A 14,113-nucleotide genomic window follows, 5' to 3' on the forward strand; every position below is an offset into this window, starting at 1 on the left:
CGTGCCTTTCTACTTATTTACGTGACTTATGAGTTTGCTTTTGTCGGTTTAGAGCCAATTTCTGTTTTTCAGATCGATGATGAATCTCTTTAAAGGAATGTTGTTCTTGCTGTTCTTGACTAAGGTGTTTCGCCAACAAACTGATACTAGGATATTGAAACATTTCTACCACTGAGATATCGCGTTGTAATTTTTCTCGTAGTTGCGCGTTTACCTGAGAGATCAGTAAAGAATGTCCGCCCAGATCGAAGAAGTTATCGTTAATACTAACTTTCTCGATACTGAGTACTGTTTGCCACGTACTAGCAATGGTCTGCTGTAGCTCTGTTTCGGGAGCCACATAAAGGTTTTTTTGGGTAGAGTAACTTTCTGGCAACGGTAAGACGCGACGATTGACTTTGCCATTGGGGGTTAAAGGGAGCGCGTTTAAGAATATAAAAGCCGTTGGCACCATGTATTCAGGTAGTTTTTCTCTGAGGAAATCTCGGAGTTGAGGTACTCGTTCACGCGCTAAACTTCCTTGCCAAGGAGTGTTAGCGTAATCGTGCCAAAGACGGGACGAAGGAGGTACAGCAGCAGGCAAACAGAAACATCGAGCAGCATTCGGTGTAGAGCGCTTGAAGATCACGTCATAGCGATCGCCTGCACCATTACCTGACCAAGTAATTTGGACTGAGTAAGGGAAGTCTTTTTCTAATGCCCAGAAGACTTCTGGCTCTACGCCTTGATTTTCAAGAAAGCTTAAAACCTGCTTGATCTCGCCTACAGTTTCTGTTGCCCCACTATTTGCCAACCACTGCACGAGCTGAAGGTCTGCGATCGCACGGGCATTCGGTACACCCGTAAGACCTAAAAATTGGGGCGCAGTTTCTCCTAAGATGCGCCGGACTGAGGATAGGGTTAAATCTTCTTTGTTCCAATCGAGCCAGGTGATTTCCGTTGTCGGAGCTGCTTTATCGTCCACATGCAGAATCACATCATAACGGAATTTGGTTAATTCATTCTGGGAACAACCACGCTCTAGCAAAATATCAACATGACTAATTTTAGGTAGATGCTGTTTGAGGGCAGTAAAGAAAGCGGGATCGATGACTAATTGTTTTTCCCCAAACAACTGTTTTTGCACACGCTGTTGCAAGGTTTCTTTTGAGAGAGTTTCTGATGCCCGATAAAGTTGAACTGAGGCGTGGAATGCTTCCAATAAGGGGAGACTGCGAACATCTCCTAGAAAAATGAAGCCACCTGGTTCTACAGCATTGACTGCCTTTTCCAGAACCTGTAGCAAATAGTCAATGCTTGGGAAGTACTGAGCCACAGAGACAATTAACACCGTATCAAAGCTATTCTCTGCCACATCTTCAAAATCTAAAGCGCTTCTCTGGCTGAGTGTGACTCCTGCTAATGGCTGCTCTAGAGTGTCCAACTGCTGTTGGAGAACTTGCAGGGCATTTTGTGAAGGGTCTGTTGCCCAGTACTGCTGGCAATGAGGGGCAATACTCAAAAGCATCAGGCCGCTACCTCCACAACCGATTTCTAAAACCCGATTAGGCTGCAAAGCCAAGATGCGACCGGTGGTTTGCTCCATCCACTCGCGCACTTCTTCGTCTGGAATAGATGCCCCTGTGTAGCTGCTTTCCCAACCTTTGATATAGAAGCCGGAATGTTGAGTGGCATCAAACTTTTTATAGAGGCTATCAAAGACAGTTTGCCACTGCAAGGTTTGCTGAGTGTCTAAGGCTTCTACTGTTTCCGGCTGATATTGCCCAACGACATAAGCAATCAAGCGCTGATGGACTGAGCAATCGCTGTGAGCAACGACCACGGCTTCTCGAACACCTGGGTGTTGATTCAGTAAGGCTTCTATTTCTCCTAATTCAATGCGGAAACCCCGAATCTTGACTTGATGATCAATGCGTCCGATAAATTCGAGGTTGCCATCACTTAGGTAGCGAACTAAGTCACCTGTCTTGTAAAGACGCTCCCCAGATTTTGAACTGTAGGGGTTAGGAATAAACTTTTCTGCTGTTAAGTCTGGTCGGTTGAGGTAGCCTCGAGCAACACCGACACCTCCAATATACAATTCGCCAGGAGTTCCTACAGGCACGAGTTGTAGAGAAGGGTCGAGGACATAAGTTTGGACTTGGGGAATGGGTTTGCCAATCGGCACTTCCTCGGCTGTCGATCCTGATAAGTCACAGAATGTAGCCACAATTGTTGTTTCTGTAGGACCGTAGGTGTTGACAAGGCGGACTCGTTGACCAACTTGCTGCTGCCACGTTGTCAGGTGTTTTCTGTCGGCTCTTTCCCCGCCAATAATCACCAATCGCAAGGAATCGGGAAGTGCCAAATTTGCTGTTGCTAATTCAGAGGTAACTTGATGCCAAAAGGCGGTAGGTAAATCAAGGACAGTTACCCCCCAATCACGACACTGCTGTAAAAATCGAGGTATCGAACTTAGCATCTCATCTGTACGCAGGATGAGAGCAGCACCGCAGATTAGACAGGGAAAGATTTCTTCAGCAGCAGCATCAAAGCTGATGGAAGCGAATTGCAGCACGCGATCGCTTTGCCCGCCTTCTCTACGAGACGCTCCGCCAACAGCATCGCTTGCTTGTAGTCCATACTCTAAACAGGCAATTTTGGCATAGCTGGCTAAAGAGCGATGCTGAATCGTCACGCCCTTGGGAGTTCCCGTCGAACCAGAGGTGTAAATAATGTAGACAAGGTTTTCTAGTTGCGTCTGATTGAGAAGATTTTCCTGACTTTCTTGGGCGATCGTGCTCTTGTCTGTATCAACGCACACGACTTGTGACTCCAGCGCCGGCAGAACAGCCAGCAGTGATTGCTGAGTCACAAGGACTGACACCTGAGCATCTCTCAAGATTAAAGCCAGACGTTCTTTTGGATAGGCCGGATCTAAAGGTACATAAGCTCCTCCGGCTTTGAGGATCGCCAAGAGTCCAATCACCATCTCTAAAGAGCGCTCTATGCAGATTCCAACTAAAACTTCTGGCCCGACTTTGCGGGTTTTGAGGTGGTGTGCTAGTCGATTCGCCTGCTGATTTAATTCTCTGTAGGTTAAATGCTGGTTTTGAAATACCACTGCGATCGCATCTGGTGTTTGCTCTACCTGTGACTCAAACAGTTGATGAATGCATTGTTCGGATTGGGAAGGAATTAGGGATTGATTGCGACTAAGTTCTAGTAAATCCTGACGATCTGCTGCGCTCAAAAGTGGTAAGTCGGATAGCCGAGCTTGAGGATTAGCCGCAATGCCTGAGAGCAAATTCTGAAAATGCCTGAGCATTCGGGTAATGGTGACAGCATCAAAGAGGTCAGTATTGTAATAATATGATGCCGCCACTCCTTGCTCTGTAATCTCAATAGACAGGCTCAAATCAAACTGTGCTGTTTCGGTTTCTATTTTTAACAGGCTCAATGCCAAACCAGGCATTTCTGGTAACTGCGAGTAATCCTGGACATTGAACATGACTTGAAATAGCGGTGTACGACTCATATCCCGCTCTGGTTGCACTACTTCTACCAGTTGGTCAAAGGGCAAATCTTGATGTGTATAGGCTTCTACAGCTACCTTTTTTACCCGCGTCAGCAACTCGTCAAAAGTCGGGTTGCCGCTCATATCTGCACGTAACACTAAGGTATTGACAAAAAAGCCAATTAACCCTTTCACTTCTTCACGATTACGGTTAGCGATCGGTGTTCCGATCGCAATATCATCTTGTCCTGTATAACGGTAGAGAAAAGTCTGAAATGCTGCCAATAGCAACATGAATAAAGTTATACCCTGTTGACGAGCGATCATCTTCAGTTGCTTAATGACTGCTTCGGACAACTCGATAGATTGTTGAGCGCCGTGTGAAGTTTGCACCGCCGGCCGTGGTCGGTCAGTGGGTAGTTGTAATGCGGGTGGCATACCCTCAAGTTGTTGCTTCCAATAAGAGAGTTGATTTTGCAGAATTTCCCCTTCTAACCATTGTCGCTGCCAGTGTGCAAAGTCTTTGTATTGGATAGAGACTGACGGCAGAGGTGAAGAACTTCTGGTTAAGAATCCTTTGTACAGTAATGCTATCTCTTGTAAAAATACCTCAGCAGACCAGCCATCAGAGATTATGTGGTGCATCTCAAGCAAAAAAATATGCTCTTGGTTTGCTAGCCGCAAAAGTTGAGTACGTAACAATGGCCCCTGCGTTAGGTCAAAAGGTCGTTGGCTCTCTTGAGTCAAGAGTTGGCGAACTGCGGCATCGCCCTGTGATTCAATATTTTTTTGATGATCTATTACTGATAAAGATAATTTTAGAGAAGGAGCAATAATTTGCATCGGTTCTCCGTTAACTGTGGTAAAGGTGGTTCTAAGAGTTTCATGTCGCCGGATAATTTCGTTTAAACTTTGTTCTAATAAGGGAACGTCAAGCTTACCTTTAAGATTCACAGCTAAGGAAATATTGTAAGCTGGATTCCCTGGTTCCAATCGGTCGAGGAACCATAATCGTTGCTGGCCAAGAGATAGGGGATAAATTCCGGCTTGCTGGATTTGACTAAGAGATTCTGAGGGGGTGAAAGCCTCTGCTGTGATTTGAGCGAGTATCTTGGTGGAGAGCGATCGCAAACTCAATCCTTCAAAAAAGTCAGCTACGGATATGGTAACTTCCAAGTCAGTTTCAATTCGGTTTTTTAACTGGAAAACTTTTAGAGAATCGAGTCCCAAGGAGCTTAATGGCTGTTGAGGGTTGATTTCATCTGGTAGGATTGCAAACGCTCGCGCTATCTGTTCTTGAAGATAAGACTCTAATAGCGGCTGAGACTCTTGGGGAGCGATCGCTAACAGAGCTTCGCGCTGCAACCGATTCTCGTTTCCATCTATATCAATATCAATACTTTTCTGAATACTGCTGCCAACGATTTTCAGTTGATCTGCGAGAAAATCGGCTTTTGTTGCACGGCGTTGAATTTTGCCACTCGAAGTTTTCGGAAGACTACCTGGTTTAATTAGAATCACTGCATAGACTTGTACTTCATGTTCTTCGGCAACTGCCTGACGAATTGCTGCAATGACTTCCTCAAGATTTGGTTTAGCGCGAAACTCTAACTCTTGAACTACAACCAGTCGTTCTTCATTGCCAACTTCGACCGAGAAGGCTGCACCGCTACCTGAACGTAATGATGAATGGCTACGTTCTGTAGTTAACTCTATATCTTGTGGGTAGAGGTTGCGACCTCGGATAATGATTAAGTCTTTGGCTCGACCTGTGATGAAGAGTTCTTGATTGTGCAAAAAGCCCAAGTCACCAGTACGTAGAAATGGACCTTCCTGTATGTCTTTGAGGTAAGCGTGGAATGTTTGCTCTGTCTCTTGAGGACGATTCCAATAACCCTGACCAATACTAGGCCCTGATCCCCAAATTTCTCCTACTTCATTAGCTTGACAACGAGTTAATGTTTCAGGATTGACGATCGCTATCTGTTGTAAAGGTACGACTTGACCACAACTGACAAAGGTCTGGGTATGTTCACTCTCAGCACTAGCTTCTATTACCTGGTTGTTTGAGAGAGCAGATTTTTCTATAGTTATGATATCAGGTAAAGCTTTTTTGACTCCACCAGAAACTATTAAAGTTGCTTCTGCCATACCATAACAGGGGTAAAAGGCTTCACGACGAAAGCCACACTCAGCAAAGGCTGCGGCAAATCGCTCTACAGTATCCTGCCGGACTGGTTCAGCGCCATTAAAAGCCACACTCCAACTACTTAAATCAAGCGCTTCTTTTTGTTGTTGGGTAATTCTTTGAATACATAGTTCATAAGCAAAGTTGGGGCCACCGCTCGTGGTGCCTTTGTAGCGAGAAATTGCTTGCAACCAACGGTATGGACTTTGCAAAAAAGATGCTGGAGACATGAAGACGCAATGAAAACCACCATACAAGGGTTGCAAAATTCCACCAATCAGTCCCATGTCATGATATACAGGAAGCCAAGAAACAAACTGGCTCTCAGGTGAATGTTCCATCAACTGGTAAGTCACGGCGGCATTGTGCAGCAGATTGCCATGACTGAGCATGACTCCCTTTGGTGTTCCTGTTGAACCTGACGTGTATTGCAGAAAGGCTAAGGTATCTGCATTGATTACAGGTTGTTGCCAAGAATCTTCTATACCTTGTGTCAAGTTGTCGGTAGTCAGCCAGTCTAAATTTCCCAGGTTGGTTTTTTGAACAAATATTGATTGTAATGTGGGCAGTATTGCTGTTGTGGTGAGAGCGACCCTTGCTTGTGTATCTGTGCTAATAGCCTGTAGTCTGGGTATTTTGCGTTGATTTTGAGGCGGATAAGCTGGAACCGCTACTACCCCAGCGTAGAGACAACCAAAAAAAGCACTCAAGTAATCCAATCCAGGAGGATAGAGCAGTATGGCGCGTTTACCACTTAAATCAAGGGCTTGGAGTTGAGATGCGATCGCTCTAGAACGCCGATCCAACTCATAGTAGGTGAATGTTGCTTCTTGGGTTTCTCCATCTTCGAGAAAGGTAAATGCTTGTTTGTCCGGTTGCAATGCGCGATCGCGCAGAAGATCAACGACAGTCGCATAGTGTTGAGGAATTTCTTGTATGCTATTGAAAATTTTAGTCATTTTCTGCCTTAAGCATCTTTAAGCTGCACGTAAACAAAATTTAAACCATATTTAAATCTTGAGACTGATCCGGCGAATGGCAAGAATCAAATCTCTGTGGTTCATAATCTCCCCATCTTTGCGTCTCTGTAAACTATCAATATTTTCAGTGAGTCAATTCTCTAGAAGTATTCACCATCATTTCAGGAGACTTTATATAGGACTTACCCATTGGCAGAAAAGCCAAAATAGCAGGTATGCCTTTCAAGGCTTTGGGCTAGATTTCTCAACTACTTTTTGGCGATGCCCTTCGGCGCAGGCTCAGGGTAAGACCTGGGTTAGGCTACGCCTACCCACCTGACATATATATGGTAATCCAACTTTTTCATTAACTTTGCAAATAATTCTTAATTAGCTCATATATGTCACTCTAATAGGAATAAGTTGCATTTGACAAGCAATTAATGATAGGTATTAATTATCATTTGCGAGTATTTTACCGAGTTTACATATATATAGGACTTACGCAAAACTACACGCTGTAGGGGCAATTCATTGAAAGCGGCGGGAAACTCCATCCCCTCGTGGGTGGTCGAGGTTGCTCCCCCCAACCCTGGGGCATAGGGCATTGGTAACTTCTTCCCCATGCCCAAAAACTCCATTCCCTTGAGTGGGTGGAGTTTTTGATGAATGTCCGTTGCTATATTTCTCAACTAGACGAAGCTCAGAATATTTTACGTTCTTCTAGATGGGCAAGAATATCTGAGCGATCGCGCCACACAGGACGCAATTTTTTGTTGGCCAACATCTGTAACTGGTCGCTAATGTGGGGCGATCCAGGTTGAGTTGCATTACCATAGCTGGTGAGTGCCATTGCCCGTATAGGGTTGGAAAATTCAATTGCAGCCACATAGGAATCGCCTCCAACGGCTTGGAACGTTTGCTTTTCCCCTGGGGCAAAATTGAGTACACGAAAAATTCCCAGCTTGCCATCCCCACCATTAGCAGATAAATCCACATCACCCAACCGTAGCCGAAAAACCTTGCCCCACGGTACATCAAGCGCCCCATAAGTCTTTTGTACCTGGGCTGCGACTGCTTGCAGAGTTGCAACTGCGCTTTCAGGATTAGCTAAACCATCGGGTGTGGTGCGTGGAGATTTTTCATTCCAGGGTTTACTAAACATCTTATCTAAGTCCATCTGTTGTACCCAAAAGGCAAATAATACCGCCCCGCGACTATCTGCATTGGCTTGCCGATCCCAGGTTTCTAAGACATTAGCTGCTTGCTGCCCTAAGTTCTCACCGTACTTGCGTGCAGCCGGAATTAAATCATCCAAAATCCGATCAGCCAGTTCCATACGGGTAGAGTACTTGTCTGCAACCATTTTATCGAAAGAGATTTTTTTATCTTCAGCCAACATCCTTACAGAACGTTGGGAGCGGAAACTCATCAAATGAGGTGCCATGTAAGGCGGGTAATTATCTGCTTTAATGGCGGCTGGAAATGTAGTTGTCCAAGGTGGGTCATTTGTATTTTGCAACCAGCCACTCTTGGGGTCAACTATGCGCGGTAAATCTTGGTAAGGATGAATTTTTGTCCACAAGGTTTTAGATATATTTCCTGGGATGATGCCTTCCCAATATTTAAAGTCACCAAAGGAGCGCACTGGAACTTGACCGTTGAATAGGTGCATAATATGCCCTTCTCTATCGGCATACATCACCGTAAACATTGGCAATTGCAAGCGCTGGAGTGTCTTTTCAAACTCGGCAAGGTTTTTTGCTCGTGCCATATCCCACCACTGCTGGAGTACACCTGGTCGGTCAAGACCTGCAACTCTCAGCGCTACGGTTTTACCATTTTTCTCGACGATTACAGGCCCGTGGACAGAACTTTTCACTACTAATGGTTGCTCTTGCAAGGAGCCATCTTTCTGCTTCACCTTTAAGGAGAGGGTTTTGTTCTGGAAGTTACGAACTTTGTCATCAAAGCGGTACCCATTACCTGCGAGTGTGAGTTTATAAGCATCCCAACCATCATAGGTATTAACGGTGTGAGTCCAACCTAAGTTGTTGTTAAATGCGATCGCTAATACGGGAATACCAACAAGTGTTGCTCCATAAGCATCAATTTCTGGTGCGGTGATTTGGGCTTCATACCACAAAAATAAATCTGACCAAGGTAAGTGGGGGTTTGCCAACAGCATTGCCTTACCACTAGCAGAATGAGTTGGTGCGATCGCCCAACCATTAGATCCTGCTTGCAACTTTTCTTTGCTCAGGTCTAATACTTGCTCAGGATTGACCACAAAGGTGAAATTGAGTACCCGATGTAAGTGAGCCATGACATCTTCTGCCTTGATTGGTAGCACCACCTCAACTTCATCATCAATTAAGTTAGGATTTTGTTTTGCATAAGCATTGATCCCAGTAACAAAAGCATCAAGATAAGTGCGAAAAGTTGGACTCTGTGCCTTGTACCAAGAACGAGCGCGTTCTGGTACTCCCACAGTCTGTACCCAACGATCTGAATCCAGGTATTTCTCTCCCCAATATTCGGCCGCGCGTCCCCGTGCTTGACCATAGAGACGCAAAAGCAAATCTCCATGACTTTGCATTTGTGCCCAACCAAAGGCATAAAATGTACTCTGGTCATCTTTTCCGTAGATGTGCGGCACACCATAGCTATCCCATAATATCTCTGTGGATTTTGTTGGTACCGCTATAGTGCGGCTGCCTACAAACAAAACCAGTATCAAACTGAGTATTAAGGGTAAAATGCGTATTGATTTTCTTTTGTAAACCCTGAATAAAATATCAATTCTCATTAACACCACCATCTACAGATGTAACGCTTGGTTACTGAAACAGCTATTGATCAGTCAGGGAAATGGGACTAAGAAAAGCCCAAAGGCTTGTGTTCCCTCATTCCTAGCCTCCAGGCTGGGAATGTATTCCCAGAGGTTCTACCTCTGGTCAAGAAAAAGGACGCGGAGCCTCCAGGCTCTTAACCAGTCAGGGCAAGGGCTGTATTTTAACTTAGTGCCATTCATCAGTGAGGGATTGGGGATTGAGAAGAGATCAGAAAGTGAATTTTTCAATAATTCCCTTTTGTCCTCCATGTCCCCCCAATGGCCAGTACCTAGTTCCTAGTCCCCAGTAACCTTTTCGGTAACAAGGCAAAGCTGCACGCAAGTGACTTTGACAAAGCAGATTTAAGTTGATCTAACGATACCACTTTGTTGACAAATAATATCAAAGCTAAAACGGTATCTTTATTCTTTTTTCAAAAATGGGAAAGTTGTTGCTGGGGTCATACTTTATAACTGCTGAAATACTTACTGTATATGATTTTAGCAGCTATTGTTACATTTTGTGACAAATCCGCGATTAACCTCTTACGATGGGGAACCCGTTCAACGCAGTTCCTCACTAGTCCATAAATAAGATAATCTCAACAATTGGATGGATGATTTTTTGATTAATTATTTTCAATAGGCTTGCTAAATTACTGTAAATAGTTTTCAATAATTTTCTAAGGGTTCGCGCAATTAATTACAGTCTGATGGATCTGAAGAGAAAAATAATGAAGTTAGAGTGGCTTGTTTCCAGTATATTACTGACGTGTTCAATGGTTGCATTCGGCACAAATCCCACTAGAAGCGAAGAAATATCAACAAAGGAATTTCAAAAGCAAACACCAGATAGTACTACCACAAGTTATTCTCAACAAGTATTTCTGTCGAACAGAGTACAGCCCGTGAAATCGACAGCAGAGATTCGGCAAATCCCTAAGATAGAACGTCCGATTCCCAACGCCCAAATACTTGTGCAGACACCAACACCGACAACACCGGCTCAAAAGATTGTGCAAGTTACCGGAGTTAAAGCTAATCCCACTAACAAAGGTGTCGAGGTAATTTTACAAACTTCCCTTGGGGAACAGTTGCAAATCACAAATCGTAGTGCAGTTAATAGCTTTATTGTTGATATTCCTAACGCGCAACTACGTTTACCCGGTGGCGAGGCATTTACATTTCGCTCAGACAAACCAATTGCAGGTATTACTGGGATAACAGTCACTAATTTTGATGCCAATACTATCCGCGTGACAGTGACGGGTGAAGCGGGTGTCCCAACTGTTGAGTTGTTTGACAGTCCGAATGAGGGGTTGATTTTTAGTGTTGCGAGTGCGGCTGCTTCTAGCCAAGCATCAGCACAACCAACACCTCAACCAAATCAGCCAGCAAGTCAGACACAGCCAAATAAACCATCAGATGAGCCAATTGAATTGGTAGTGACGGGTGAACAAGATGGATATCGTGTAGAAGATTCCTCAACTCCTACCAAGACTGACACTCCTCTGCGCGATATTCCCCAGTCGATTCAAGTTATCCCTCGACAGTTGATTGAAGAACAACAGATAACCCGCGTCAGTGATGCGTTAAGAAACGTCAGTGGTATCCAAGAACCGGCTGCTACGACCCGTAATGTATTCGATGTACCGATCATCCGAGGCTTTACCCCTAACAGTGATGCTATTTTGAGGGATGGTCTGAGTGAAAGAACAAGTAGCCGTATTCCTTCTGAGACTGCCAACCTAGAGCGTATTGAAGTTCTCAAAGGGCCTGCTTCGGTTCTGTACGGTCAAGGTTCCCTCGGAGGCACTGTCAATTTAGTCACAAAACAGCCCCTAAGTTCGCCTTACTACTCAGTGGAAGCTTCAGTTGGCAGTTTTGATTTTTATCGGAGTTCTTTAGACTTATCTGGGCCATTAACTTCGGATAAAAAACTGCTATATCGCCTGAACGCAGCTGCGGAAACTTCAGCAAGTTTCGTCGATTTTTTTGAAAGACAGCGTTACTTTGTTTCACCCGTCTTAACGTGGCAAATTGATCAGAATACAAAGATATCATTTGAATCTGAATACTTAGCAACTCAGCAACCAGATGATTCAGGTTTGCCAGCTAGAGGGACTGTGCTTTCTAATCCGAATGGTCAAATTCCCCGGAATCGCAATATTGGAGAACCTTTTGATGTCTCCGAGTCAGGGGATAACCGTAATGTCTTGCGAGTTGGTTATAATTTGGAGCATCGCTTTAGCGAAGATTGGCAAGTGCGAAATGCTTTTCAAGCTTCGCTTTTGACCTACCCCAATAATCGGATATATATCCTTCCCACCTCTCTGTCAGATGATGGCCGCTTATTGTCAAGAACTGTGAGAACGTTCCCAGCAGGAGGCTACGATAACACTTACTCTTTAGATAATTACGTTGTTGGCAAGTTTAAGACGGGCAGCATTCAGCACCAAATAGTAGCTGGCTTTAGTTTATCTAGGGAGGCTGCTGGGGGTCAACAAATTAATCGTTCCATTGCGCCACTTGATTTGTTCAACCCAGTATATACTCAGACGCTAGGAGCAATTATTGGGGACCCATCTAATGATGAAACGACATCGGACTCGTTAGGCTTTTATCTTCAAGACCAAATCGCGCTCTTCAATAATCTCAAGTTACTGCTAGGCGGTCGTTTCGATATTGTTAATCAAACATATAAAGACTTTATAGACTCGTCGAATAATGATTTTCAACAAAACGAAGCCTTCAGTCCTCGCGTTGGGATTGTGTATCAGCCCATCCCCGCAATTTCGCTCTACGCCAGCTATAGCCGCTCATTTCAACAAGTTATTGGTACAACCTTTGATAAAAGTTTATTCCAGCCAGAAAAAGGCACTCAATATGAGGTAGGTATCAAGACAGATTTGAGTGATAAAGTCTCGGCAACACTAGCGTTTTACAATCTGACTCGTTCTAACGTGCTGACTGACGATCCAGACAATCCTGGCTATTCCATTCAAACAGGCGAGCAAAAAAGTCAAGGAATTGAACTAAATATTGGTGGAGAAATTTTGCCCGGATTGAGCATTATTGGGGGCTATGCCTACACTGATGCTAGCGTCACAAAAGATACCGACTCTGAGCTTGTTGGCAACATCCTGAATAATGTACCGAAACACGCCTTTACCTTGTGGACGACCTATAAAATTTCTCAAGGTGACTTGCAGGGTTTAGGGTTTGGTTTAGGACTATACTACGTTGGCGATCGTCAGGGAGACTTGGCAAATACGTTCGAGTTACCCAGCTATTTACGCACTGATGCTGCTGTTTTTTATAAGCGAAATAATTTCCGAGTAGCGCTCAACATTAGAAATCTGTTCGATATTGATTATTATGCATCAGCTCAACGTGACCTCAGCGTTTATCCAGGAGATCCCCTGACGGTACAAGGAACGGTTTCCTGGGAGTTCTGATCATATCAGGAATAGTGTGGGAGCATTTTCTATGAGGTCACTCAAATTACGTCAGATTGCTTTTCAGCTACACCGTTACATCGGTCTAGCTGTAGGACTGCTACTTGTGATTGTAGGCTTAACAGGTAGTCTGCTGGTGTTTGCAGATGAAATCGACCTCTTCCTACTCTCTCAGCAGATTGGACAGGTAATTCCCCAAGGGCAACGTGTTTCCATTGAGTCAGAGTTATATACTGTGGAGGCGGCTTATAAAGATCGGCCAGAGTTTCAAGCTATTGTGATTCGCACCCCATTAGCAGCAAATGCCCCACATCAAGTTTTGCTCAGATCCCCTAAAGGAGAAATTACAGAGGTCAATGTTAATCCCTATACGGGTGCGATTATGGGCAGTCGCATCCGCGATCACACTTTCAGGACTTTGATCACAAAATTACATGAGCAACTCCTAGCTGGCGAAATCGGAGGGCTAATTCTAGGCATAGTGGGTCTACTTTCATTCCTCCTCAGTATTACAGGGATATTGCTGTGGCCTGGTTGGAAAAAGCTGATACCTGGTTTCAAAATCAAGTTGAAGGCACATCCAAAGCGAGTGAATTTTGATATTCATAAAGTCATAGGTATTATCGCAGCCATCTTCCTGGGATTAACAGGTTTTACTGGATTCTGTTGGAATTTCGAGCATCTCACACAACCGATCATTTATGCACTTACCTTAACTCCCAATCCACCTGATCCCGTTTCTCAACCTTTGCCTAGTCGGACACCATTGCAGCTTGGACAGATTATCGAGAAAGCTGATGCGGCTCTACCAGATGGTCTGACTACTTTTATTATCTTGCCCACGACCCCAGAGGCAACTTTTAATATAGCTAAGAAATTACCCCATGAAGCAGAATCTTTTGGTCGCAGTCGTTTATGGCTGGATCAGTATACAGGTGATCTGGTGCAAGTAAAAAATACATTGGAGCTATCTCTTGGCGACCAAATTTTTGACTCCTTTACACCATTGCACTTTGGTACTTTTGGCGGATTACCAACGCGCATTCTCTACGTCTTCGTTGGACTTACACCACTGATTTTGTTCATCACTAGCCTTGTGATGTATCGCTACCGCTATCAGGGCAAACCAGGGCGAACGCATCTTAATTGCTAATAAGAATTGGGAAGCAAATTCAAATA

Annotated in this window: 4 protein-coding genes; 2 read left to right on the forward strand and 2 right to left on the reverse strand. The window is 44.4% G+C overall.

What is annotated here, in order from left to right; all coding sequences use genetic code 11:
• Nucleotides 1–13 precede the first annotated feature (13 nt).
• Nucleotides 14–6,643 carry a non-ribosomal peptide synthetase gene (locus tag HWQ38_RS35745; RefSeq protein WP_292803787.1) on the reverse strand — a complete coding sequence of 2,210 codons (6,630 nt, stop codon included), beginning with the start codon at nt 6,641–6,643 and terminating at the stop codon, nt 14–16.
• Between the two features lie 703 nt (nt 6,644–7,346).
• A complete protein-coding gene (locus HWQ38_RS35750) occupies nt 7,347–9,452 on the reverse strand; it encodes an acylase (protein WP_292803790.1) in 2,106 nt (701 codons plus the stop codon).
• 803 nt (nt 9,453–10,255) lie between these two features.
• Between HWQ38_RS35750 and HWQ38_RS35755 the strand changes: the two genes are divergently transcribed.
• Together HWQ38_RS35755 and HWQ38_RS35760 are read left to right on the forward strand one after the other, a co-directional pair.
• Nucleotides 10,256–12,934, forward strand: coding sequence for a TonB-dependent siderophore receptor (locus HWQ38_RS35755; RefSeq protein ID WP_292803794.1), 2,679 nt, complete (start codon nt 10,256–10,258; stop codon nt 12,932–12,934).
• A 31-nt stretch (nt 12,935–12,965) separates the two neighbouring features.
• On the forward strand, nt 12,966–14,087 hold the full coding sequence (locus tag HWQ38_RS35760) for a PepSY domain-containing protein (protein ID WP_292803797.1): 1,122 nt from the start codon (nt 12,966–12,968) through the stop codon (nt 14,085–14,087).
• The last annotated feature ends 26 nt before the right edge of the window (nt 14,088–14,113 follow it).

Source organism: Nostoc sp. NMS7, assembly GCF_017115085.1.
Lineage (GTDB): Bacteria > Cyanobacteriota > Cyanobacteriia > Cyanobacteriales > Nostocaceae > Nostoc.

Bases quoted from the DNA above. Each gene is read 5' to 3' on its own strand.
- HWQ38_RS35750 (WP_292803790.1), bottom strand. From the start codon at position 9,452: ATGAGAATTGATATTTTATTCAGGGTTTACAAAAGAAAATCAATACGC.
- HWQ38_RS35755 (WP_292803794.1), top strand. From the start codon at position 10,256: ATGGTTGCATTCGGCACAAATCCCACTAGAAGCGAAGAAATATCAACA.
- HWQ38_RS35745 (WP_292803787.1), bottom strand. From the start codon at position 6,643: ATGACTAAAATTTTCAATAGCATACAAGAAATTCCTCAACACTATGCG.
- HWQ38_RS35760 (WP_292803797.1), top strand. From the start codon at position 12,966: ATGAGGTCACTCAAATTACGTCAGATTGCTTTTCAGCTACACCGTTAC.